This is a genomic window from Martinezella sp. CNPSo 3890 (assembly GCF_057784455.1).
On sequence record NZ_JBXSOR010000016.1, the window covers coordinates 65,857 to 91,472 of the forward strand.

Consider the following 25,616-nt stretch of genomic DNA (forward strand, 5'->3'; position numbering starts at 1 on the left):
CAAAGAAGACGGTGGGCGTGAAAATTGAGGCGGATCGGTTCACGGCTCGAAAGAGAGTGCCTGATCATGCATCGAGTTTAAGATCGAACAGTTCGACTAACACCTCGCTGACAACGTCGGTCGCGTCCGAGAGATCCGCGACGGAAATCGTCGGAGTTGCCCTGGAATACATCAGATCGTCTCGCCGCCGCCTGAAGCGCTCGACGCGGCCCCATAGAGTTTCACCAAGTGGGATGTCCCGCTTCAAGAGCTCGTAACCAGGACCGTCGATAGCAAGGCGTTCTCGCAGTGCCCTTTCGTCAAGGTCGAGGCTGTGAACAAGGAATTCCTTGAACGCGCTCGTCAGCGTCAGGTCCAGGAGATTGTAGGAAAGCCAGTTGGCTTGCTTGAAATTTTGCTTCGCGATTTCCTTGGCGGCAACGATCCCTTCAAATAGACCGACTGTCCACGGGCTTGATCTTGCGACGTCGGCATTCTTTACCGCAACTCGCTCTGGCAATCGTGGTCTGGATTTTGGGGGGTCCGGCAGGAAGGACTTCTTGGCGTTCTTGAAATCGATGATTGGCTTGTCGATGATCTGACCTTGTTTATAGGGGAATACCTCAGTCTGCCACTTACCCTGCCAGGCGCGGGAAACGCCCGCATAGTCGCTGACAACCCGGACCAACCAGTTCTGGATTGCGAGAAACGTGTGATGCTTAGTGCTGACGTCGGACTTGCTGCTGTTCCAGGGCATTTCCTCTGCATCGCCTTTCAGGGAGACGATGACTTTGGTCAACGAGACCTTCGGGTGCGGGGGGCCAGCCAAGCCTCTTGTAAAGCCGACCTCGTAGCTCTTCATCGCCGGAGCGACGAGCCGATCGTTACAATACATATAGACACCGTATTCTCCGGAACTGGGGCTCGACTCGTTGCTGAGTCCGGCAAGTACGTCGATAGCAATCTCGCGTCCTTTTGGAGACATAAACGTGCCATGGTAGTGGTGTGGCTCGTAATTCGGCGGATAAGACCATTTGTCGAAGAAACGGGCCAATACGGGTTCGCCATTCATTCGAAGAGTAACATCCTTCAACGCAATGAATTTGGCGTAGGTCGCTCCTAAGTGATTTCTCAAGTGGGTCTGCGGATCTTGCTCGATGGACACGCGTAGGCCCGAGAGTTCGACAATGGTCGTGCGCGGCTCGATGGGGTCGACCTGATAATATGGCAGTGTCCAGTCTTCGTCGTGCAACCAGCTGTCGTCGAATTCGATCTGGTAGGTTTTATCGTCATGATAGCGGGTTGCAACGCGAACGTGCCTGGCGAGAGCGACTACCGCTCTTTTCGTCCCGACACCGAAGATGCCGATTGTCTCGTCTTCCGGCGAGGATCCAGACTGGCCGGGGCCGACGATATTTCTGAGCTCCTCCGGTGGGATGCCTCCTGCGTTATCGGCTACCGTGATCTTCCGCTCGTCCTCGTCGAGTGCGACATCGATACAGATGGGCGCCGCCCGGTGACTGCGCGTCCATACATCGAACGCGTTATCGATCAGTTCGCAGATCGACTTATTCAAATCGTAGTCCGCAATGATCGACAAGAACATCCGCTTGGCGGGAATAGCATCCAATATTCCGACTTGCTGCTTCACGCACCCCTCCGGTATAAATGCAAGCATTACAGGTTATTAAACGACACTTATAGTACTGAAGGTAGTGTAAAGGAAGCGCGGGAACCTATGCAGTTTGTTGATCGGGCAGACACTCCGCCCCCGTCAAAGTTCAGGTCTGAAGAGGCCAGGAACGACAGAGAGGCCTTTTCCGCGTTTCTTCGTCAAGACAAGAAAATCCAGTCGCAAAGCACGGCTCCAAGCTCGCGTTTCACAACCGATATCGACGTTTTTACCACACTCGATGGTCTGTTTCGGTCGAAATGCGCATTCTGCGAGTCCAGGACTACGCTGAACATCCATCTCTTTCGTCCCGAAGCGGAAGCGTCACCGCTGGCGGCAAGCGAGCTTTCGCACCTCTATTATGTGTGGTTGAGGACAGATTGGGGGAATCACTATCTGATTTGCGAAGCATGTTCCGCACTAAGCTACCGTCAATTCCCCGTCAGCAAGGGGCGCGGTCGGCTGCCGACCCCTGATGAGATGGATGCTTTTGCCAAGGAGAATCTAGGCCTTTGGCGATGGAAGCATCATGACACGGCTCTCCTTCTCGATCCGTGTCGCGAAAGAGATTTTGGCAAGCATTTGAGCCCCGACTTTTCAGGATTTCTCCAAGATAGATCGGTCGCAGGGCGGACCACGATCGATTTGTTCGACCTCAATCGGGGCGATCTCGTCTCGTCTCGATCGATCGCCTTTCAACAGTATTTAGATCTGGCGCGTTCGGAATTTGACAGGGGCATCGCGTCATCGGTCGCCGACTTTCAGCAGATGGAATATGGTGGCACCTGGTACCTTCTTTTGAAGCGTCTGGCCGGAGAGGTTTCACGCAGGATCGAGAAGACTCTCAGGGTCGAACGCGGGCGCGTGATCGAAGCTCTCCGCGAGGCCCACAATACCGATATCGGAAGAAAGGCACTCGATGACGCGATTGACGCTGTTCGCTCGCCTGCGCCTCCCAATCTTAAGAGCACTCCCAGAGCTCGACGTGCGAAGGCTGGCCCGCTCGTGGCTATCGAAGTTCGTAACTTCAAGTCGCTCGAACAACTGGACCTGATGCTACCGCCGGCGATTGCCGGCATCGGCACCGATATCAAACCTGAGGCATCCTCGCTTTTGATCCTTGGAGAAAATGCGACCGGGAAAAGCTCGTTGCTCGAAGCGGTCGCGATTGCACTCGCGGGTGATAGAATCCGCGGCGCCTTGACCAAAGCTCCCCAGAATTTCATTCTCAATCCGGAAATGATGGGCGCCGTTGCGGCAGCAGCACCCTACCAAGCGACCATAGAGCTGAGCTTTGAAGGACGGACCAGGCAGGTTCTGGATATAAGTCACGATTTCAACGAGCAGGGCGACGAACTGAAGTTGCCCCCGGTTTTTGCTTATGGTGCGTTTCGCCATTATGGTCAGAGCGTAAGACGCGCCCGCAGATTCGGGCACGTTGGAACGCTATTCCAGCAGGATATCGTTCTCCCCAATCCGGAAGCATGGCTGCTCGATCTTGACGATAACCGCTTTGGCATGGTTGCGAGAGCGCTCCGGCAGATTCTATCTATAGAAAGTGACTATGGGTATATCGAGAAGGATCCGGCAAACCGGCGCTGTCTCATCGTCACCAGGGTGGGCGACGACACAGTCGACGAAATCAAGACGCCATTGGCACTCGTCTCATCCGGCTACCGATCTGTCCTCGCAATGGTTTGCGACATTTTTCAAGGTGCTCTTTCCAAATCGGACCGTGATCTTGTGCCTCTCGATGAAATCGATGCGGTCATTCTAATAGACGAGATCGAAGCGCACCTTCACCCGAAATGGAAGATGCGGATTATGGGCTCTCTGCGCCGGGTTTTTCCGAAGGCGACGATCATCGCCACCACCCACGACCCGCTCTGCATTCGAGGCATGCATGATGGTGAAGTCGTCGTTCTCAGCCGGCTGCGCAACGAGGGGACCGCCCTTGCAATGCCGAGCTTCGTGCAGGTTTGGACCGATCTTCCGAACGTCGAGACGATGACGATCGAGCAATTGCTGACATCAGACCTCTTTTCGATGTTCAGCACGGATTCCCCCATCGCAGAGCAGAAACTCGCCGCGCTCGGGACGCTGCTTTCGAGAAGAGAGGGGGGTGACGTTCTTGAAGAGGATGAAGACAAGCTTCTCAAGCGATTGGATAACGAGGTTGCTCTCGCGCTGCCTCTGGGGACGACCCAGGTGCAGCGTCTGGTGTTGAAAGCGGTCGCAGACTATCTGGACAATCGGAAAGGGGCTTCAATCAGCCAGTTGCGAACTCTGGAAGAGACTGCGAGGCAGAATATCCTGCGAGCCTTGGAAGGTATCTGATGCGTGTGGTAAAACGGGGAACCGATCCGGCGCCGAGCGTGTTGACTGCACGCGGCAAGGACAAGCTCACTGAACTTGAGCGGGTCCGCGATTACATGGGGAAAGCACCTCCCGAGGGTAAGGAGCGAGAGGCCTTCTCTTTCCAGGCCTACAAGAAGGACGAGGTCAAGCGTAGGCTGGAAGAGCTTTTCCATGGCAAGTGCGCATATTGCGAATCCTACTATGCTGGACAGGCACCCGTCGATGTCGAACATTACCGACCTAAAGGAGCGGTGGAGGGTGAAAGCGACCATGACGGCTACTGGTGGCTTGGGATGGAGTGGACGAACCTTCTTCCGAGTTGCATTGACTGTAATCGGCGCCGGAAACAGAAGACGCCCAAGCAGGTGAGCGATGTTGAGGTTCTCCACAAGACGATGCTGACGGGGAAGAAGGATTGCTTTCCGGTAGGCGGCACGAGGGCTCTCGGTGAATCCGCCGATCTTTCGCTTGAGCAACCGTTGCTGCTCGATCCGACGAGGGATGATCCGGAGCAACATCTCCACTATTGGATTAAGGATGGCCACGGGTCCGGTCTCGTTCTCCCGAAGGCGATCGGTGCACAAGGGCAGCAGCTGGCGCCCGTCGATGAAGATGTCGCCGCTCTTGCGGCAAAGGCGACAGCACTCGGTCTCAGCGTCAAAGGCGCGATTTCGATCCAGGTCTACGGCCTCAATCGTCTGCGAATGGTTCAAGAAAGAACCCAGCTTTTGAACCGATTGCGCTTCTTTGAGTATCTGGTCGTTCAGATCGGCGCGGTCGTCCAAAAGCTTTCGAGTGATCACCTCGGCGGTTTTGCGGAAGTTGTTGACGCAGTGACGAGCCTGTCACATCTGCAATCCCGTATCCTTGACGAGATGGCTGCGCTTGCCTCACCGGAGGCTCCGTTTTCGGCCCTTGCGGTTGCCTATATCAGAGATTTCAAGCTCCGGGTCGGTGCTGGCTTATCGGGGTGAGACACATCAAGGTTGCATCAGATCGTCCGCGGACGTAGATTACTCGCGCGCGAGACCGCGCTGGCCCCTGAGATACGACCTTCGGGTTTATGGGGAGGACGGTTTTCGCGCACCCAGCACATTCCTTCGCCGGCGTGGTTCATAGATCGTGTGGAACCGATAGCGGGTGCCTTCACGGTCTACGCTCAAGACGATTTTCACGATACCTGTTTGCCTGAAGGGGAACGCGACCGAGGCACGTGCTGCGATAAGCTTGTCGCTTGGATAATCGCGCGATGGAAACGGTTTGAACTCGTCAAAAGGCGTCGTTTCGATAATTTTCGTGATGCAGCCGAGGAGCACGTAAGACTGATATCTGACGAGTTCGGGGCGATCGCTGCGAGTGATGTGGTGCCAACCGTGCCGATCAAACGTAACCGATGGCCCGGTGCCCCCAATTCTCAGCTCGGCATCGCGAAGCGCGCGATAGAACTGCCGGCTGGGGGCCTTTAAAGGCTGGTTTCCTCTTAAATGAGGAAAATCGTCGCTGACGGTTTCGATATGACGCAAGAGGAGATCACGATGCAGACTTCCGGTGAGCTGGGCAATCTCCTTCTTGGCGTCTGCGTCGAACAGCTGGCCGTGGGGTACGATGACCTGTGCGGCCGTCCTGGTTTGAGGATCCCGAACATTGACCCATCGTGCCTCGAGCGATGTCGGGTCGACGAAAACAAGGATGGCCGCCCCAACAATACGCCGCCATGCCTGCATGTTGCGGTCAAGCTTTTTGCTGTCGATCGGTAGGCGAAAGTCGCCGTCGACACTCGCCTTTTTCTTGAAACATTTGACCTGAACGAAAATGACCTGGCCGGTCATCTCGCCACCACGCTCAAGAAAAATGAGACCATCGACGGCGTCGTCATTGTGGGAATCAAGCGGTTGCCATCGTGAATTCCACTCAGTCAATACGATCCGTTCGACGACGTTGACGCCAATTTGACCCTGGCGCTGCGTTTTCATTCCCATCCTCGTTTCCCCTAACCGTATCCGAGCTATCGTGTTTATCAAATTGCCAAGGGCTTGAAATCGAAATTGCACGACAGCTGTAACAGCCGAGGCTAACTGCACAAGGTCTCCACCCACCTCTCCTTCATCCTCGAATGAGGTCCGCCGAAGGTGTTGCCTCATGGACCGGACGCCTAACGCTCGAAGAGCAGCAACGACTTACGTCAATCGGTCTTGCCAAAAATCAGGCCGGAAGCTGATCGCCACGAGGCCTAGGAGCTGTGCTGGCGCTTCAAGCACCGACATATCGGCTCAGTATTTCGTCATATGGTTGCTTTTTACGTCAATCGCCACCATGCTGCATCGACAACGCGCTGAGGGGTAGTGATGCGCAATGTGAGGGGGACACGCCACAGCCTGCGCAGTACGCGGAAGCTGTCGATCATCGCCCAGGATCCCTCCGTCAAGATCGACGGCCGGATCGTGACGGCCTCGATCGATGTGCCGGCAGAAGAGCTTTTGTCTGGCCCGCGTGGTTATCGGGTGGCAGTCGTTGACTACGACGTTACTGCCAATGCCCTTTATCAACCGGCACATCTGCCGTCGGGTTTGGACGGAGAATATCGCGATCCATTTCAAGACGCTCCCGACGATGTTCTCCTGTCTGATCCGCGGTTTCATGCCCAGAATGTTTACGCCATTGCTATGCGTATTCTGGCACGCTTCGAATTCGCACTCGGTCGCCGGGTGCAGTGGGGCTGCGAGGGGCACCAGCTCAATATCCTTCCGCATGCCTTTGCCGAGCCGAACGCCTTCTACTCGCGCGACGACCGTTCATTGCTGTTTGGCTATTTCGAAAGTTTCCCCGACAAGGAGGGCGGCACCCATACGGTTTTCTCATGTCTGTCACATGATGTGATTGCGCACGAGACGACGCATGCGATTCTCGATGGCTTGAGATCGCGATACCTGGAACCGTCCTCCCCTGACCAGGGCGCCTTTCATGAGGGCCTCGCTGACGTCGTCGCGCTGCTCTCTGTCTTCGCGTTGCCTGACGTCGTCGGTGCTGCGCTCGACGGAACGACAGGCGCTGCCCTGATAGATCAAGAGCTGCTCGAAAAGGATCGTCTCGCCAATTCGGTACTCTTCCGCTTGGCGGACGAAATGGGCCAGGAAATGAGCGGGGTGCGCGGCTCGGCATTGCGTCATTCGATCAAGCTGCCGCCCGGAAAAAACTATATGAACGACCCGCAGTGGCAGGAGGTCCACAATCGCGGTGAGCTGCTTGTTGCCGCCATGTTGCGGTCATTCCTCGATATTTGGATCAGCCGCCTTAGCCGCGTCGGCACCATCGTCGACGGCAAGAAGGATCGGTCACTGGTCATCGAGGAAGGTGCTCGTGCCGCGGACCATCTGCTGACCATGGCCATACGCGCGATCGACTACTGTCCGCCGGTCGATCTTTCCTTTTCCGATTATCTCTCGGCTCTGCTGACTGTCGACCGGGAAGTCGTTCCCGATGACCGCTATGGCTATCGAGAGGCGCTCCTTTCGAACTTCAAGGACTTCGGCATTTCCCCCAGCCCGCGCGCCGACGCGGACGGTAGCTGGTTACGATGCGATGACGAGATGATTTATAGTCGGACGCATTTCGATTCGATGCTGCGCGACAATGAGGAAGTCTTTCGCTTCGTCTGGGAGAACCGCAAGGCTCTCAAGATCGGTGACATTGGCTATATTGAAGTGCAATCTGTGCGCCCGAGCGTGCGCATCGCACCCGACGGTTTCGTCCTCCGAGAGACGATCGCGGAATATGTACAAGTCCTGACCGTGACTGCCGGCGAGCTCCGACAGGATTTCAAGGTCGACGTTCCCGCGGAGATAGAGTTCTGGCGGTCCCTGCGGCTGCTCGGCGGCGGCACGCTGGTCTTCGACGAATACGGTCAGCTAAAATATCAGATCGCCAATCATCTGTTGCAGGATCGCGGTGACAGAAAGCGTCAAGGGGACCGGTTAACCTATCTATGGAAGCAGGGCTTCTTGGATCAGAAAAAGGACAAAGCAGGCTATTTCTCCGCTTTGCATCTGGCGCGCAGCGGTGTGCAGGAGAGAGCGCGATGAAACCAGTCCGCGTGGTCATCACTTCTTACCAGGTCGGTTTCGGAGACTGTTTCCTCCTATCGTTCGAGTATCCCCACGACAAACGGCATGTTCTGATCGATTTCGGTTCGACCGGGCTGCCCGACGGCGTTCCCAAGAACCAGCTTGAGCTTATTGCCAACGACATCGCCGAGCGAACAAAGAATCAACGGCTGGCGGTCGTCGCCACTCATCGACACAAGGACCATATTTCCGGCTTCACGACGAAGAAACAACGGCCATCGTCAGGAAAGACAATCGCCGACCTTAAGCCCGAGCTCGTCTTACAGCCATGGACGGAGGATCCGGATCTGGGCGTCGATGCAAGGGGCCCATTGCCGCCTGGCATGTCGCTCGCAGCCCACCATGTCTCCTCCCTTGCAGCGATGCAGCAGGCGGCCGGCGCGATTTTGAGCGAAGTGAAGCGCGTTCGCTACCTGTCGCCTTCATTGCGACGGGAGCTATCCTTCATGGGCGAGAACAATCTTGCCAATCTCGAGGCCGTCGAAAACTTGATGACCATGTCTGCGACCCGGGAGTACGCGAAGGCTGGTGATCACACTGCGCTAGAAGATCTGCTTCCGGGCGTGAAGATCGACATTCTTGGGCCACCCTCGATCGAGCAGTCGGAGAAGATCACCAAGCAGCGTAGCCGTGATCAGGATGAATTCTGGCACTTGATGGCCAATGCCGCTGGCTCGCTCACTCCATTAAAAGGAGGAAAGGTCGCGCCGCTCTTTCCGGATTTCACCGTCGAGCGGGCGGGATCGCAATTTCCAATCGACGCCCGCTGGATCATTAGTCAAGCAAGGCGTCTTCGCGCCGACCAGATGTTGCGACTGGTGCGTATTCTCGACAATGTGCTGAACAATACGAGTTTGATCCTGTTGTTTCAGTGTGGATCGAAAAGCCTGCTTTTCCCGGGCGATGCCCAGATCGAAAACTGGTCGTATGCACTGAGCCAGCCGGCCGTGCGGGAAAAGCTCAAAAAGGTCGATCTCTACAAAGTCGGCCATCACGGAAGCCTGAACGCCACGCCGAAGACGCTTTGGGACCTGTTCGACCACAAATCCGACGAAGATAGTCCGTATCGCCTTCAAACTTTGATGTCGACGATGGCTCACAAGCATGGAGACGAGGAACGGCGCACCGAGGTTCCCCGGCAGACGCTGGTACAGGAGCTTGATCGTCAGAGCGCCTTCTTCAGCACCCAGAGTTTGAAAGAAAATGAGCTCTACCACGAAACGTCTTTGGATCTGTCATGAGCGAGATGCCAGCGCTTCCCGAATTGCTACCGATGCCCAGCGGCCGAAACCTTGTCGTATGCTGTGATGGGACATCCAATGAGTTCTCACAGGACCGCACCAACGTCGCTAGACTTTGCCGAATTCTACTGAAAGACCGCGATCAGCAGCTCGTTTACTATCATCCTGGCGTTGGGACTAAGGCTCCGCCGGGCTTTATCACCGGCTTCGGTATTAAGATGGCGAAGCTCGCCGGACTTGCGTTCGGTTACGGGCTGAAGCGCGACATCGTCGACGCCTACGTGTTCATCATGACGCATTTTCGGCCGGGCGATAAATTGTTCGTCTTTGGTTTCAGCCGCGGCGCCTACACTGCACGTGCACTCGCTGCTCTGATCAAGATGTGCGGCCTTCTGATGCCGGGCAATGACGCGATGGTTCCTTATCTGGTCGATATGTTCTGGGCGATCGACAAAGCACGCGATAACAAGCAAGGACGCGATGCATATTTCAAGCTTGCCGCCGACTTCAAAGCCGAGCTTTCCACGCGTGACTGCCGGCCGCATTTCGTCGGTGTTTGGGATACGGTGAGTTCTGTTGGGTGGATCGGCTCGCCTACGGCATTGCCCTATACGCATGACAATCCCGATATCGCCATCCTCCGTCATGCGGTGGCGCTTGACGAGAGACGCGCGTTTTTTCGCACCAACCTTGTCGCGATACGTGAAGATCAGGATGTCCGCCAGATATGGTTTGCCGGCGCGCACGGTGACGTCGGCGGCGGCTATCCCGACGCCGAGAGTGGCCTATCGTGCATAGCGCTTCGCTGGATGCTTGAGGAAGCGGAAGAGCATGGTCTCCTACTCGACGCCGCTGCCAAAGCGGATTTGCTTGAGAAAATCGTTTCCGATTCAGAGGCTCATGATCTTTCAATTCACGACTCCCTCACCTGGAAATGGTGGGTGGCCGAATTCGTGCCAAAGCGGCATTATGATAGTTCGACAGGCCGCAAGAGTTGGCGGGTTAATTTCTTTCGGCGCCGAGAACCTGGACCAGACCCGATCGTCCATGACAGCGTGTGGGCTCTGCGAGACTACCCGCTTCCAGCCGGTGCCCGAAAAGCGTCGGATGTCTGGCCAAAGGGCACGACAGTCATTAACCCTGTCGCTACCGGCTTCGAGGGGTTTAAGGCTTAGGTGCGGGCCCGGCCGCAGGGCGAAGTCAAAGCGAGTTAACTTTGATATAGAGGTGCTGCAACAAAATGTCAGGGCAAGGCGGCAGACCTAGGATTGACTTTATGGCCGACTCTGGCGGCGGAATAATTGCGACGTCGGAGAGCGGTCCTTCTCAATCAATTCACCGCCGAGACGACTATATCCAACTGTTACTCTGGAGATGCGGAGATATCCATGGCCGATGATGCCGCATCTTGGTCCGATGCTCTGGAACTCAAATTGCGTCGATCGGGCGGTGAGCAGCTCCAGCTCTTCTTCGGAAAACTGATGTCGGAAGTCCATGGAAGCGATTTCGCGGAATTGAGAGCGCACGGACCCTTGGGTGATGGCGGCATGGACGGCTATCGCCTGGGCGACGACACTGTCTATCAATGCTAACGGCGCCTTAAACGGGCGTACCGTTGGCATTGCCTTTCTGAAGAACAAGCTTGAAAAGGACCCTTCAAAAGGCTCTGAAATCCAGTCCCCAGATGAGAAGGTGGGTCTTCGTTCACAATCTTATCGACGGCCTGCCGCAGCCGCTATTCACGAAACTCCTTGAATTGAGGGAGTTCGCTCCAACTCCGATCGAGATCGACCAATTCGGTCTGCAACAGTTCAGAGAGAACCTTAAAAATTTGGGTATCGCGGTCGTCAGGCGATTATTGGAGATTGCTCAACCAGCGTCCAGCGGTGGAAGTAAAAGATCGCTAAAAGTCATTCCGATAGACCGGGTCAACTTTGTCAGCACCGATCCGAACAACTATGCGGCAAACGAGAACTTCTCCTTCTCCCTGAAAGTTCGCCTTGCCCGCGGCGACGTGCCATTCACGCTTCTCGGCATCACCGCGGATTACATCGGGCCCGACGGTTGCTATTGCCTAAATGGGGACCAGTGGATCCGCATCGGCGACAGCATTCATCCAACCGCCGGAAACTACTTCGATCTCAACGAGCCGGTTTCATCGAGAGGAGCGCTGATGACAGTGGAGATATCGAGGGATGTAAGGCCGCCCTTGATGATTCAAATTCCAGCGGATTGCGACTATGGTGATGTTAGGCTGAGAATTAAGCTCTGGGTTGACGACCAGGAGGAGCGTGAAGTCCGATATTTTCGCTTCAAGGTAGGCGGCCATCTGCTGCCGATCGATGCTCCCAGGGATGTTCCGCGTTTATCCGACGCTGACCTTGCGCAAATGAAGGCTGACGGCGCCATCACGAAAGATGAGTTTGATCGCGCGAATCGGGTCGATCAAGTCCACCGCTTCCAAATTGCCGCCTTCAGCGAATACATCCGCACCATGCATCTGAAGGAGGGCGGCTTTATGGATGTTCCTCCCGAATACCGGGCCTTTCTAAACGAGCTAGCCAGGCGCCAGGTCAAGTGGGCCGGAGAGAGCTCTCTCGAGAAAGAAGACTGAGACGCATTGGCAATATAGAGCGCAGTCCTTCTACCGGCCGTCGCGCAACAGGGTTTAAGCATTCCGCCCGCGCTTACGGACTGCAGATTAACCGCACATCCAGTCCAACCGTTTCTTTGAGATATGTCAGTGTCGCGGCCACGACAATTGACTGATCGGGAGTACGCGCCGCCTTTGAGAGGCCTGGCTGAGCTATCAGGATCTCGGTACGCACAGGCAGGACCCTGCCGAGTTTCGCCATTTGAGAGAGACCGGCCGATGTTCCGCTGATGAAGCGCGTCGGGCGGCCGCCTCGCTTGTTCTGATCGTTGCGCCCTCTCATATGTTGGAGAAGGGATTCGAATTTACCAATCCAGCGTGCCGAGCGCACGGCTTGCGATGACACCTCGACGACGTCCTTCACGCGCTCGCCCGCCGTCTTGCCGCCCGAAAACTTGCAATGCACTAGTGCTAAGCGAATCGCGTCTGGCTCGAGCTTGATGCAGACCAGATCTGCGGCTTCCCCGCTATCGTCATCGTCGAATACGATGTCGAAACCTCCATCGAGGTAATGCTGCGCCACCTTCGCTTGGATGGAGTCTTTCCGACTCTCGCCATCTTTCCACATTGATTCCTTTTTTAGATCGACACCCGCCCAGTCCCAAGATTCGAACCGATCATCGGGTACACTCATTTTATACGGGTTTTGCGGCGTGATATGAAGATTGGCATCGAGCTCCGTCAGGTCGATAAAGCGGAAGAGCGGCGGATAGTTAGAAAAGTACTCGGCAAGAGGACTTTCGATTCGGCCGATTATCGCAATGACCTCATCCCCCGATATTTGTGTCACCGAGAAATAGTTGGTGCCACCGAGTATGAACTCGAAGGTGCCCCAGCTGCCGTCCGATGCCTCAATCAGGTCGAATTGGATAGCATTGCGGCGCTGATCGCGGCCGCCGATCTTGAGCTCGAACGTGATTTGCGTCAGTTCAGATCGCGTTTTCGTCTTGAATGCGATGCGCTCCTCCGCCATGCGAAGCATCTCAAGCGGCCATTCGACACTGAGCAATTCGGTCGATGGAACTGCGGTTACGACTGTGGGAAGCAGAACGTTGTCGATGAGCTTCGACATGTCGAGGGACGGGTCCATCAATTTGTCGCCGATGCCTTCCGCCCAGTCGTTGAACCGCGGTATTGTCCCTTGCTCTCTCGACCAGACACGTCCTTTTGCGGAACATCCTATGCTGATCTGCCGGCCGTCCTCCCAGCCTTGCCCGCTCAACATCGCCTTTATCGAGCCGGACTTCTCCGCCATGCCGAGTGCGCTGACCACTTCAGCACCGGTGTAGGATGCGTATGAGAGATTGCGGCGTCCGTGCTTTCGAACACCAACGTTTTGAAAAATCAGTCGGTTGATACGGCCCATTCCGCGAAAGATCGTGTCCCCTGTGAGCATACGCCCGGCGCCGACTGCCTTCGCCAGAGGATCCCACGCCGACTTATGGTCCGTTGACGACAAGTAGAGAAGGTTGTGGGTTTTGTCGAAATGCAGAACGAACAACGACCAGATCCGGTCCCGAACGGACTTTGATCGCGCCCACTTTACGGTTGGCTCGTCTCTGGTCACGAAAAACAGAGTTGACGATGGTTCATGTAGCCATACCCGATAGGGCTCTAGTCCTTCAGGCAGGCCTTCGTAGAAGCGTTTCGGGGTAAAATGCGCGGCCTCGTAAAACAAGGTACTGAATGTTGGCCGCAAAAGCTTGTCCGACACTATGGCGTCGTCCTCATCGTCGCGTGTATCGAGGCGCGTTGCTTCGGAAAGGAACCGGATCAGTCGGGCATGGTCCTGGGCGGCCTGGGAACTCATTTCACTGAGAAGCTGGTTCCAGTCCGCATCCTCGCTATAGAGCCTTTCCAGGGCAGTGGAGACATTGGGCTCGGCAATATTGGCGATAACGCTCGCGTTTCCGATTTTCTTGCCGGACGAGCGAGTGAAGCGTCCCGTAAACTGAAGGAGGATCGCAAGGCTCTTGTGCAGGTCATGGATTGCGGCGACCTTCAATTGAGGTAGGTCGAACCCTTCGCCAAGCATGTTGACGCAAACGGCGATTTTGCTTTCACCATCGACCAGGCGATTGATCCGCGCTTGACGATCGGGTTGCTCGGAATGAATGAGAACCGGCTTGAGATCCGGAGCGATTTCTTCGTAGACAGAAAAGACGGTCTCAGCTCGTTTTATGGTTTCGCACCGAGCCATCATCAGGTGGCTATAACCTTCTTTCAAGTCGGCCCGAAGCCGTGCAACAGCTGCTTCCGCAATCGAGCGGTCGGCTGTCGAGGGATTGGGTTCATATATCGGCTCGAACGTTATGGGCCGGAAATAGCCGTCAGCCTGCGCCATTCTAAGCGGATAGCTGTAGATGACCTGCCCCTCAACAAGCGCCCCATCGCGACGAAACGGGGTTGCGGTGAACTGCAAGAGCGGCTTGCTTGAGAAACACTCCTTCAACGCTGCCCAGCGCCGAGCGCCAACGTGATGGGCCTCATCGATGATAACCGCACCAACATTGTCGACGATGTGGGCCCACATCTGCTCGGCGCCACTGTCGGCGATCGATGCCATCGTGGCGACCACTACGTTGCAACGATCGAAGATCTCAAGGTCGCTGGGGGTCTTTGGGATTTTCGTAAGGACACCGATGATTGGGTTGGGAACATTCGGCTGTAGGACCCCAAGGGACCGGAGCAGACCAAAACTCAAGAATTTTCGGGCGGTCTGAGAGCGAAGCGCGTCGGAAGGGACGACAACGAGCAGGGGCCCTCGCACATATGCCGCAAGGACCGAAAGCATTGTCTCGGTCTTGCCGGTCCCGGTCGGCATGACGATCGTGGCGGGCTGCCTGTACAAACTCCAGTGGGCACCTATCGCATGGAGGGCACCGAGCTGAGGAGGACGAAGACCCTTCTTGTCGTCCGCAACGAAACCGTCCTCGTCGGGCAGTTCCTTTCGGAATGAAAACTGGCCATCCCATAGCAAGGAGCGAGATTTGACGACGCTTGGCCACCCTTTGAGACCCGCGGCGTTGACCAATTCGTCAATGAGACGATGGGATCCCCATCGATAACCAATATCCGTGCGCAGAAGAACGCCGTCGACGTCGGGAGGTCGCGTGATATTCTTTCTTATAGTGATGATGATTCTCTCTCCGTTCGACAGAACGAATAGAGGCTCTTCGACACGGGGGGAGGTCCTGATACCACCTCCGGGCTTCGATTGGACATTTTGTGCTGGACGGATAAGGCAGCTTATGTACCCCACACGAGTCTTTAACGGCCCGAGGGTAATAGGCGGAAGATCAAGCGACTGGGACTCCTCAAGGAGTGAAAGTAGATCCGCTGGCATTGGCATCCCGAATCTGGACTTTGATTGAGACAGCTTAACTTTTGATTGAACCAAAAACAGCCGTTCGCGCTAGGTATTCGTAGAAATAAACAATTTTGTGCCGCCCACCATTTTCAGTAAGCGCGAGAATACATAGCTCAAGTCTAGAGAATTGTTGTCCGTTCCATCTCATCTTGGTCCCGGTGGACTACGGCCACGCTCGTGCCAGCAGAGACGATGAAATGACATTCTAGCGGATTGCGCCGAAATTTTTGTATTTCAATCGTCTAGCTCTTGGGCTTGATCGGGCCGCAGGCTCGAGTCCTTTCAAGCCGAGCGTCGGATCCCTTCAAAACTGATGGAGCTGATCGAGTTCGCCGTGGCGCTCTAGTTTGCCTATGTGATTAGCTTACATCGCGCTCTTGTTCACATCATCCGGTAAGCCCAACCGTCTTAGGCAGTCGCCGTCGACGAGATTGCTGCTTCTAGACGCGATGAGCTGAGCGATGCTTCCAATGAGTTCGTTACGGTTTTGCAAACCTCTGGTCAAAGCCTCCTCAGCTGCTAGAAACACGAGATGTTCGAGTTTATCATTGACCCTCTGACCATTGTATAGCTTACGAAGCACGCTTGAAAACGGCTTATCGCTCTCGACGCGAACGAGGGCTTCAATATCCATCGAGAGCTCGGTTTCCGAGAGAGAGTTGCTAATGGCTCTCAATACAGTCAATGCCCTTGCGTGCTCCTGGGAGGCGCCTTTCGGTGTGATCAGATAGCGGGCGTCGATTTTTCGGAGATTCTTAGCCAAATTCTCCTTATGCGAGGGTAGGGTGGCGTATAGTGACAGTGACGCCCATTCGGCGTAGGTGTGGTTCTGCAACAATTTAACAAGTCCCTCGAGTTTCTCGTCTCCGAAGTGCATTGGAGATGTCAAACCAGGAACTTTATCGATGAACTTTGCTGCAAGTTTGATATTTTCGTTTGTTTGAAGAAGCAGACCGACAAGGCGTGCCGCATGGCGCAATGCGACGCCACTCCATTCTAGCTTTATAACGTCATCATCGATCCATCGTGCGACCTTTGCCGCGCCCTTCGTTGATACCGCCAAAAAGCACATAATCGGTATCGCTTTGAGTTTGAGGCCGGGATCCCAGTTCTGCGAAACATTTAGCATCGCCTCCAGTGCTTTACCTGTGGTATTTGTCCTTCGCATTTTTCTTACAGGGGGGCATGAAATCTCGATATCAAAAAACGGAATTGCGATTGGGCCGGTTAGGATACAACTGGGCCCGACGCCATCTTGGAGCCATTTGCGTTCGGCGTCGAGCCATTCGTTAGGTTTGCCAAACTTCCCAACTCGAATGCCTTCCGCAATTTCTTCGATAGTTGAAATACCTTGTTGAATAGCTAGAAGGCAGGCTGCAATTGGCCACGGCAACTCTGTGATTGGAAATACTTCCAAGTTGATTGTCGATGCTCGCTGAATACATTCCGCAAGTTTATTCAAGGTGGGCTCGGTCGAGAACTCGATTGCGGTTGCAAGCAGGTGCCAGCCACTTTTTTCAGGTAGACCCGGAGGGACCGTCAGGCTAACGCCACTGAGCGACTCTACCTCCTTATATGAAACTATCATACCCTGGAGTTTCTTCCCGGCGACCCTTATGGCTAGGTCGCTTCCCTCAGAATATAGTTGCTCGATTGCCTTTCCCGGGAACTCTGGCAGCGGCTCGGTGCGGCCCCCGCGTCGAGGCGGAAAAGGTCCTTCAAGCCACATCAAGTCAACGAACCATTGCTTTGCCCCGTCCGGCGCGTCGGCTGGCAGCGAAAGCGAAAGAAGCGCACCGTTCAAATTTTCCGGTATCTCGAGACCCGCTAGCTTATCAGTCGCCCATTTGCAAAGCGGATGCGCTTTTCGACGTGACACGATGACAAGGAAACGCAAGGCATTCAGAAGGTGCGGATTGCCGCCGCCATTGAGGCTTTCATTGATCGCAATTTCGATGGGTTGACGTGTGACGACGTCGGAAGCGCGCGCAAGCTCGCTGATAGTTTCTTCGTCATCGACCTCAAGGCAACGGACAGCCCTTGACATCAGTTTTACCCTGTCGGTCTGACGCGCCCCCGCAGTGCTGTCGATTAGCAGGCTTATGGCGAGGCGAGCGCCGCCCCGAATGACCCGATAACCCGATCCAATATCGCCGGTATCCAGCTTGTCCAGAATTTCCAAGATGTCTTCCCTGAAGTCTTGGAGTCCTGTTTGCGCGTACACTTTGCTGCAGGCGATGCGAAAGACATGTGACCAATGAGATTTTAATGCGATCTCGGTCAGCCGATCTTTAATTTTGGCTTCCGGGCTCACCATGATACGGGCTGCTGCCATAAATTCTTGCAGTGACCGAACGTCGAAGGCTATCTGGCCCTCGTTCCGATCGCCAAGGAAAACCAAGCGTGTCGTCGCAATTTCCATGATGCGATGGGCCGCTGCCAGAGCTTCACCCGGATCCACAATAGACTCACTCAAGTCTCGTATTATGAGCGCCTGGAACTCAGGGAGCGAAAAATGCGCACTTGCATTTCCCTTATTTTCGGCTCGGACCTGTAGCAGGAAACCGGCGTCGAAGTGGATACGGTCGATTTCCGATCGGTATTTTCTTATGAGGTCTCCGTTTGGTCCGCCCTTCGCTATCTCGCGATCGCGTAATGTCTCGTAATGACGTTCGAACAATGTCCATCTGTCTTTCGGAATATCGTTTCTGGTCACTACGAGCGAGAACAGAAGTGATATCTGAAGTGGACTGATCATCAATGGTGCCGTCGAGGGGTCGTCCGCTGCATCCCCAAGGATCGCGAGTACCTCTGCCCGACGGGCGCGATCCGAAATCAGGACATCGCCGAGGCGCGATGAGAAATGTATCGCGTTGGGCTTATTTAGGCTGGCGAGGCTCCAATGCGACCAATACCGCTCATCGAGATCGTTCACATAACCCTGTGGCCGACTTGTAACCAAAACGAGCGCGTCCGCTTCGGCTTCATGTAAATCGGCGACCAGGCGCTCGATCGAGCGAATTACATCGGCACGATTGCTTGTACGCGGAACTTCGTCCAGACCATCTAGAACAATCAGGCATGGGTAATATCTGAGCCACTCTCGAAGATGTTTAGGATTGACCTCTTCGTCCGCTATTCTCGAAATGTGCGATGCGACGTATCTCAGAATAGATGGAGCACCATCCCCCGCCTTGCTTATCGTGTCCGCATACCGCGGAAGGGGAACATGAATTGGGAAGCGAAGCGGACCGCTGAGATCGATTTTTTCATCTTTCGCGCGTTTGAGAGTTGCGCGAGCGACGTTGAGCACTTCCGGTGGCGCAGATTTGCTGTGCTCCAATAGACGAGCGCGTAGAAGTTGCGTGAGAAATTGGCCGATAGTCGATTTTCCTTGGCCGGGCCCACCCAGAATGACAACTCTCTGGTAGCTTGCACGCCTTGCATCCTCGCCTGAAATGGGATTGGTAGAAAGCCGGTCTGACAGTCTCGTCATTACGAGATCAACGATCTTCCATTCCTTCGGAGAAACGGAGACGTCCTGAAAGCCATCGGGATCATCGTCGCCCAGATCGAATGTCAGATTGTCGTCATCAGTATTCAACTTGCTCGAAAGCGTATCATCGGGCAGGATTCCGAAATCCACACGCTGGACCAACGAGAGGGGATCCAGTGGCAAGTCAACGAACACGTCATCGATGTAGATGGGTTGGCCATGTGACTGTGCAGAATCCTGCGTTTTTATGCCCCGCTGATCCTTCATTTCATCCCTGACCAATCGCCGGATAACCGACGAGAATTCCGGGGCTTTAAATTGGTCAAGAGCGGCTGATAAAACGTCGCTGGGCAAAATCCAACTTGAATAAGTCGTGCGTATTTCGGCATTCTGGTCGATGAATGCACGCAGGACGTCAGCGTGCCAAACAAACACCTTCTTGACGGCGAGATCCGTAGTCCATCCTTCAAGATGGGTCAACATTTCGTCCAGGGTCCCGCCACGATGCCCGTCTGCATCTTTAGCGCCGGGGGTCAGCGTGATATTCGTGACCAGAACGTAGTAGTCCGGCTTTGTGAGTTTCCGCCTGGGGCTTTTGAATTTTTTTAACTCGTCATCGGCCTGCTTTTTCAGCCAGGCAAGGTCATCAGCGGCGCTAACCGAAACTTTACGATATTTCGCTTGCACGACCACATATCCTTCGTAATTCCCGCCGTCGGAGGGCCCAACGAAAGGTCCGGTGTAAGTGGCTTCCCTGGCACCGTCAGCGCCGGCACCGTATATCTGAGTGCTTGCCCCGAAATACTTGAGCGCTAAGCTTTGGGAAAATCGCTCGAAAGATTGTGTAGAAAATCGGCTGAAATCGTAGGTCATCTTCATTCGATCTTTGAGACTGACAACTACAGATGCTTTCGCACGGCGGAAGCGATTCGTCACTACTTTAGGATGAGACTATAAAGGGTAATTGAAATCCCCGTGGGTTCGTATCAGGGGACATGCCAAATCGGACCGGCTTATCTCGTCGCCTAGGGATGTTAGCGACAGTTATTTCGTTGCTTGGCTCTCGAGTAGAAAGAATGAACTGCTTCTCGCGAATTTAACGATGATTGTAGAAAGCGAGCGGGCATTGTTGTTCGAAGCGAGCCGCAAACTTTAATAGCTGTCGGGTCTTATGCGTTTTTTCGCTCCAACGGCGCGGTTTGTATCAGAGAGACGTTTGAACTTGCTTTTATTACATGTTTTTCAATAGCTTATAATGCACGAGCATTTGCTTTGGTTCGATTCCTTTCAAGAGCAATGTGCTCTCTATATTTCTCAAAAGCGAGCCGCTCCTATATTCCTTGCGGTTTGATACGAAAGATGTACGTGCTCTGAATTGTAACACTTCGCGAGCTGCGAAGCATGGAACAGCCGCGCCGCTCTGGCTGAAACGTTAATCGCAACGCAAACGCGAATACCCTTCGAAATTGATTGGAACTGTGCAAGACTGCGAAAAAGTTGCGGGATTGTTGGGCATGTCTGGGAAAGTGGTTCGCGCATTTGGATGGATTACAATTGGTCTTTGGTTGAGCGCCGGCGTGGCGAATGCCACTATGCATATTCCGAAGGGATGCACGCGGAATGTTTTCTTGACGATCTCCGGTAAAATCGGAAAGGTGACGGACGGCGCCAGGAATACCTACGAAATGTCGGAACGCGAATTTCTCGCATTGCCATCGTCGACAGTGACGACGTCGACACCTTGGACGCCGGTGAGTGACTTTGTCGGGCCGCTGCTAGGCAAGGTGTTGAGCGAGGTCGAGGCAAAAGGAAGTAAGCTGCGTCTTGTGGCACTCGATAATTTCAGCGTGGAGGTAGATGCCGCCTACCTGGAGAAATACGGCACCATTCTCGCCGCCAGCAAGAACGGAACCCGCCTGACGGTCAGGGATTTCGGACCCGTTTTCGTCATGTATCCCCGCGATAGTTTCAAAGGGGAATTGGACACACCCGCCGCGGCATCGTACCTGGTCTGGCAGCTTTGCGGGATTGAGGTGGAATGAGATTATTCCATTTCGCGTGGTTTAGCATTCCAGCCGCCATCGTCGCCGTGTGCATTGGGATTGTCGCCTATAACTGGGCGGCCATCAGTGCCGAATACGATCTCTGGGATTCCACGAATGGCAGGAACCCCTCTTACTTTTACTGGCCGACCGCGCAGGTGCTCAGGGAGCTCGAGGACGTGAGATTGGATCTGAAGGCGGTTGCCGACGGATCTGCCGCCGAACCGGACGCGTTGTCGTTTCACATCGATGTCCTGATATCCGGCATCAATATCATCGTAAGGCCCTCGGAGCTGAATGACGGCTATAAGGCGCTTCCCGGCTTTTCGGAGGACGGGGCGGCCTTGGCCAAGTTCGCGTCGGACGTCCTGCCCGCAATCAAACCCGATATTTCGTCGGGTGAAGCTCAAGCACTTTTGCCTGAGCTGGAAGATATATCCTTTGCCGTGGATAGAATATCCAAAGCGGCCATGGATCGGGATAACGAGCTGAAGGAAAAGTCCTTCAAGACGATCCAGGCTGGACATGTCATCATTCTCGTGATCGCTGGTCTGCTGATTTGCGCGATCCTGTCCTTTGTCATCATCTCAATCTTCTATTGGTTGGCGATTGCCGCAAGGACGCGCGCCATAGCCGCTGCGGAAGCGGCTGTTGAAGACAAGATCAGCTTCCTTGCCATGGTCAGCCATGAACTCAGAACGCCGCTTCAGGTCATCGTTTCGGCATTGGATATCCTGGAGCGTCCTCAAGATGTAAAGACGAGGGGCGAATTGACTTCGCGCATTCGCCGGGCTGCAAACAGTCTCGCTGTCCAGCTTCGTGATATGCTGACGCTCGCTCGGGCGCAAACGGGTTATATCGAACTGCAGCCTGGCGTATTCGAGGCGGGAGAACTCGTCCGCGAGGTGGTGGAAAACTATCAAGACATGGCGCAAGCAAAGCATTTGCAGTTGCGGCAGAAAGGTCCCGATGATGCCATCTTCGTGGTGGCCGACAGCGAGCGCATTGCGCAATTGTTGCATAACCTGATTTCGAATGCCGTGAAATATACGCCGGCAGGCTTCGTCCTGGTCGATCTTGCGCCATTTGACGAGAAAGCCAGCGAATTGACCTTGCGCGTGACCGATACCGGACCGGGGTTGCCGCCAAGAATTCTAGAAAGCGACGTGGATACGAAGGGGCCGTTCAGTCTCGGCGCCGGCCGAGGCATCGGCCTATCGGTCGTCCAGACTTTGCTGCGGCAGCTCGGCGCACGAATGACAGTCAGCCGGCCGCCCGACGGCGGCAGCATATTCGACCTTGCAATTCCCGCGGTTCTTGCCGAGGGACTCTCACTTGAGGCGAAGGATGTTCAGAAGCGGGTGCTTGTCGTTGACGATCATATCGACCTTCTGAAAGGCTTCTCAGCGGTGATCGAAGAGCTTGGTTTCGCAACCGATGTCGCATCCTCGGGCATGGCGGCGCTAAACTATGTGGCCGCGCACACCTATTCGGTGATCTTCATCGATCTCGACATGCCGATCATGACGGGACCAGAACTGGCAGCGCAGATCCGCAAGATGGACTTGGGCTACAAGCCAAGACTCATCGCCATGTCAGCCGCCCATCATGGCCCCAGGCATGACCTGTCATCCTTCGATGCAGCGGTGGGCAAACCTATCCGCCAGCAGCAGTTGCGGACGATCATGCGGTTTTGAAGCTTGCGTTCAAGGCAGCGATGAGGATCGGCATGCTTGCCGGCTTGGTGAAGAACTTCAGATTGTGTTGCGCCAGGGCCGCAGCGATGTTCTCTTCGTCGACATTGCCGGTCCTGATCTGCCCGGTCAGGATGATGATCGGGCATAGCGCGTTACGCGCGCGGATATTCTCGACGAGTTCCAGCGCCGTCTGACGTCGTGCGTCGCGCTCGATGATCCAGTCAAGGACATAGGCGTCGAAGTCGGTCTGATCGTAGAGCGCCTGAGGATCGTTGAACGCGACCGCTTCAAGCCCTGCCGTCTCCATATACTTTACGATCGTCTGCGCGGTATCGGCGTGATCGTCGAGTATCGCGACGCGGCGACGAGACGCGGTCGGCTCGATCAGGAGACGGGTCACAATGTGGGCCGGTATGATGGACCTGGCGTCTGCCGGCATGACCCGCCACGATCCGTCGATCTCGGCGGCAATCAGTGTTCCTGGCGACACCTGACCAACGATGTTGCCCAGGCGGATGCGGCACGGCACGATGTGGTTGTTGATGACGATGGAGGCGTCAACGAGAGCATCGGCATTTTCTGATGTGACGAGTTCCTGCAGCGTCTCGCCAAAATGCTCAGCGACGCGCTTCAATTCCTCAAGCGACCAGGAGGCATTTGTCGTCAGGCGGCGGTTTCCGGCTGAATAGGAGAGGCCGAGGATTTCGGAAACGGTGACTGCGAACCGATATTTCGGGATGCCATGCCGTGTTAGCAGTGCAGCGATGCATTGTGCAGCGAGGGCCGGTTCGCCTTCTGGATGATCCGAGCGTATTTCGGATACATCATGATTGTTTTCGCTTAATTCGCTCGTCATACAGGTGTCCCATATTGTAAATATGATAAATGCGCGTATACGTAGTGAAAGTATGTGCACTATGATCGGATCGGAACGCCTCAGGTTCGTTTTCGTTCCAAATCACGGCGAGTATATGTGGGAATTACGAGAAGCCAAGGGCCGTCGTAGGCGCGGTGCTGCGTCATTAATTCAATTGGAGACCTTGTATTGTCGGACCTGAATTACAGCAAAAGCAGGGTCTTCCCGGCGAAGTTTATTGCTTCGCCCCCGACAAAAAAATGGTTAGAGCGGGAATGCGCGCATGAGCTCACAATTTGGAGATGGGCGTATTCCTGCTGGTTCGCAATAAAGCGGATCGGGCAGCGGCTAATTCCGCAATGTGGCTACAGGCGCCAAAGGGCGCACCTTCCCTGGAGGTTTGTTCAAATCCGCCATGATCGCAATGCCTAAAATTATTTCAGAAAGCTTATTAGGAGCGACGAGAGTAGGATTCCTCTCGCTGTTCTCGGGCCTGTTCCTCCTAGTGGGAGTGTCTGTGTCTCTTGCGCTCGATCCGCTTCCTGCAAATCGACCGGCTGATACATATCCTTCGTATCAAGAGATCGTTTCAAAATGTCGGCAGTCGTTCGATGGAGTGGATTCCAAAAATTTTGATACGGACTATTACAGCATTTGGACGAACCAGGATGCCAAGCTTTGTACTGTCGCGGTTAGAAGCCTTGTGCCGATCAAAGCCAGTTGCGACGATACAGCACCTTCATATGATCAATGCCTGCAAGGCATACTGGAGCACGTTCTTGGAGTCCCGCTGGCACACGAGGAACTCAGGAAATTCGGCGATTGCGGGATCGGTGAAGGTGAATGCAAGACGGTCCTCTCTTACAGAACGCCGAACAATGACGATCCGTCCAAATGCTTGTATCGGATAAGCGGTGTTATCTATCCGCACAGGACCCCGGGTTACCTGTTCCTCGGAACAGATTTTTTCATCACCAAAGCATGCATGGAGCTTAAATGAGCGACACGATAGAGATCGATGTTCCGTATGCAGTGTTTGCCAAGGATTATCCCGAAATGGCAAAGGCCGTCGAGGAGTTGGCGATTGGTTTGGGTTTGGCGTTAGAAACCGATTCAGCTGGAAAGGCGATTTTGAACGGAATGCGGGGCGTGCCGCCCAGCCCTTGGGGCGCGGCGTTGAAGGGGGCTTTGGCCCCGGATGATTTGGTGGCGCTAGCCGTAGACAGAGTCCTTCAAGCGCAAGATCATAAAAATCACTACGCTGACCTGATGGTCGAATACTACGACTACAAGCGTCAGGTCGGCGGCGATATCAATGACGCCAAATTCAATCTTCGTGCCTTTGCCCATCTTCTGGCCAAGCACACCAACTATTCCATGTCCGATATTGAAAAAATAACGAACTTCGCCATTCAGGCGAGGGGGCAATTGCCGGACATCAGGGCAACAGAAAGAGGTGTGACGTTGACGTTTCACCTCAAAGGTCCGGAAACCGGATCGGATCATCAAAATACCGCGCCAGGTCCTTCGCAAATCGTGCCTCCGGTCAGCCCGTATCCAGGTATTACACCGAGCATTCCTGACGCACTTAATGCAATGCTTGGAAATATCAGTTACATCCCGACCCCTCCAACGATCAATCCTCCAAGCGCAACCGCGCCCATGGGCCCGATGCCTCCGGCAATGAATCCTCCAAGCGTGACGTCCGCTGTGGCTCCGACCCCTCCTGACTTGCAGCCATTCGCTGTCGGCCCATGGACATTCTATGGCGCATCCTCGTTTGGAGGTGCCTCTGGTTATAGAAATGGTGGCGGCGGCGGTGGCGGCAATGGCGACCAGGGTGGCCCATCAAATTCAGGCGCGGGATATGGTGGCTCCCATGCAGGCGGGGGATCCTCGGCTTATGGAGGTAGCCGAGCCTCTGGCGACTCTTCGTCGGACAACGGCGGGATGGGCGGAGTAGGTTCTCCAAATGGAGCGTCCCCCGGAGGATCTTACGGCGGCAGGGACGCTTTCGGCTCGCCGTATTCAGACAGCGTTGGCGCGACCGGTCCTTCACGATACGACGGTTGGGATAATCCCAATGAAGGCGCTCGAGGCGGACCGATGGGATATGGTGGTAGTAATCCAA

At 54.8% G+C, this 25,616-nt stretch carries 16 protein-coding genes; 10 read left to right on the top strand and 6 right to left on the bottom strand.

Features of this window, described 5'->3' with window-relative positions; translation table 11 throughout:
• Positions 1 to 64 precede the first annotated feature (64 nt).
• Positions 65 to 1,630: an ATP-binding protein gene (locus AC13RC_RS27320; RefSeq protein WP_488559105.1), complete on the bottom strand. Its 1,566-nt coding sequence runs from the start codon at positions 1,628 to 1,630 to the stop codon at positions 65 to 67.
• Here AC13RC_RS27320 and AC13RC_RS27325 point away from each other — a divergent pair.
• Both AC13RC_RS27325 and AC13RC_RS27330 read left to right on the top strand, forming a co-directional pair.
• On the top strand, positions 1,619 to 3,988 hold the full coding sequence (locus AC13RC_RS27325; RefSeq protein ID WP_488559106.1) for an AAA family ATPase: 2,370 nt from the start codon (positions 1,619 to 1,621) through the stop codon (positions 3,986 to 3,988). The two genes, AC13RC_RS27320 and AC13RC_RS27325, sit on opposite strands and share 12 nt — an antisense overlap.
• Positions 3,988 to 4,983, top strand: coding sequence for an HNH endonuclease family protein (locus AC13RC_RS27330; RefSeq protein WP_488559107.1), 996 nt, complete (start codon positions 3,988 to 3,990; stop codon positions 4,981 to 4,983). The genes AC13RC_RS27325 and AC13RC_RS27330 overlap by 1 nt, the downstream gene beginning before the upstream one ends.
• 87 nt (positions 4,984 to 5,070) lie before the next feature.
• Here AC13RC_RS27330 and AC13RC_RS27335 read toward each other — a convergent pair whose 3' ends face one another.
• Positions 5,071 to 5,982, bottom strand: coding sequence for a DUF4365 domain-containing protein (locus AC13RC_RS27335; protein ID WP_488559108.1), 912 nt, complete (start codon positions 5,980 to 5,982; stop codon positions 5,071 to 5,073).
• 372 nt (positions 5,983 to 6,354) lie between these two features.
• Between AC13RC_RS27335 and AC13RC_RS27340 the strand changes: the two genes are divergently transcribed.
• The 5 genes from AC13RC_RS27340 (at position 6,355) to AC13RC_RS27360 (ending at position 11,985) form a co-directional block, all read left to right on the top strand.
• Positions 6,355 to 8,088 carry a hypothetical protein gene (locus tag AC13RC_RS27340; protein ID WP_488559109.1) on the top strand — a complete coding sequence of 578 codons (1,734 nt, stop codon included), beginning with the start codon at positions 6,355 to 6,357 and terminating at the stop codon, positions 8,086 to 8,088.
• Positions 8,085 to 9,371 carry a hypothetical protein gene (locus tag AC13RC_RS27345; protein ID WP_488559110.1) on the top strand — a complete coding sequence of 429 codons (1,287 nt, stop codon included), beginning with the start codon at positions 8,085 to 8,087 and terminating at the stop codon, positions 9,369 to 9,371. Before AC13RC_RS27340 ends, AC13RC_RS27345 begins: the two co-directional genes overlap by 4 nt.
• Entirely contained in the window at positions 9,368 to 10,546 is a 1,179-nt protein-coding gene (locus AC13RC_RS27350; protein WP_488559111.1) for a T6SS phospholipase effector Tle1-like catalytic domain-containing protein, read from the top strand. Before AC13RC_RS27345 ends, AC13RC_RS27350 begins: the two co-directional genes overlap by 4 nt.
• 213 nt (positions 10,547 to 10,759) lie before the next feature.
• Positions 10,760 to 10,963 carry a hypothetical protein gene (locus AC13RC_RS27355; protein ID WP_488559112.1) on the top strand — a complete coding sequence of 68 codons (204 nt, stop codon included), beginning with the start codon at positions 10,760 to 10,762 and terminating at the stop codon, positions 10,961 to 10,963.
• Positions 10,964 to 11,013: 50 nt separating this feature from the next.
• Positions 11,014 to 11,985, top strand: a complete 972-nt coding sequence (locus AC13RC_RS27360) for a hypothetical protein (protein ID WP_488559113.1) — start codon at positions 11,014 to 11,016, stop codon at positions 11,983 to 11,985.
• A gap of 73 nt (positions 11,986 to 12,058) precedes the next feature.
• On the opposite strand, the gene AC13RC_RS27365 is transcribed toward AC13RC_RS27360, so the two are convergent.
• Together AC13RC_RS27365 and AC13RC_RS27370 are read right to left on the bottom strand one after the other, a co-directional pair.
• The gene (locus AC13RC_RS27365; RefSeq protein ID WP_488559114.1) at positions 12,059 to 15,376 is read right to left on the bottom strand and encodes a DEAD/DEAH box helicase; all 3,318 of its coding nucleotides are present in this window, start codon (positions 15,374 to 15,376) and stop codon (positions 12,059 to 12,061) included.
• A 382-nt stretch (positions 15,377 to 15,758) separates the two neighbouring features.
• Positions 15,759 to 19,763 (bottom strand): NACHT domain-containing protein, encoded by a 4,005-nt coding sequence (locus AC13RC_RS27370; protein ID WP_488559115.1) that lies wholly within the window; start codon positions 19,761 to 19,763, stop codon positions 15,759 to 15,761.
• A 641-nt stretch (positions 19,764 to 20,404) separates the two neighbouring features.
• Here AC13RC_RS27370 and AC13RC_RS27375 point away from each other — a divergent pair.
• Together AC13RC_RS27375 and AC13RC_RS27380 are read left to right on the top strand one after the other, a co-directional pair.
• On the top strand, positions 20,405 to 20,932 hold the full coding sequence (locus AC13RC_RS27375; RefSeq protein ID WP_488559116.1) for a putative pterin-binding protein: 528 nt from the start codon (positions 20,405 to 20,407) through the stop codon (positions 20,930 to 20,932).
• The gene (locus AC13RC_RS27380; protein ID WP_488559117.1) at positions 20,929 to 22,629 is read left to right on the top strand and encodes an ATP-binding protein; all 1,701 of its coding nucleotides are present in this window, start codon (positions 20,929 to 20,931) and stop codon (positions 22,627 to 22,629) included. The genes AC13RC_RS27375 and AC13RC_RS27380 overlap by 4 nt, the downstream gene beginning before the upstream one ends.
• On the opposite strand, the gene AC13RC_RS27385 is transcribed toward AC13RC_RS27380, so the two are convergent.
• Positions 22,616 to 23,485 carry a helix-turn-helix domain-containing protein gene (locus tag AC13RC_RS27385; protein ID WP_488559118.1) on the bottom strand — a complete coding sequence of 290 codons (870 nt, stop codon included), beginning with the start codon at positions 23,483 to 23,485 and terminating at the stop codon, positions 22,616 to 22,618. The genes AC13RC_RS27380 and AC13RC_RS27385 overlap by 14 nt on opposite strands.
• Positions 23,486 to 23,846: 361 nt before the next feature.
• Between AC13RC_RS27385 and AC13RC_RS27390 the strand changes: the two genes are divergently transcribed.
• Entirely contained in the window at positions 23,847 to 24,485 is a 639-nt protein-coding gene (locus tag AC13RC_RS27390; protein WP_488559119.1) for a hypothetical protein, read from the top strand.
• Positions 24,486 to 24,697: 212 nt separating this feature from the next.
• Here the strand turns inward: AC13RC_RS27390 and AC13RC_RS27395 are convergent, their stop codons facing one another.
• Positions 24,698 to 24,961 (bottom strand): hypothetical protein, encoded by a 264-nt coding sequence (locus AC13RC_RS27395; protein WP_488559120.1) that lies wholly within the window; start codon positions 24,959 to 24,961, stop codon positions 24,698 to 24,700.
• Positions 24,962 to 25,616: the final 655 nt, after the last annotated feature.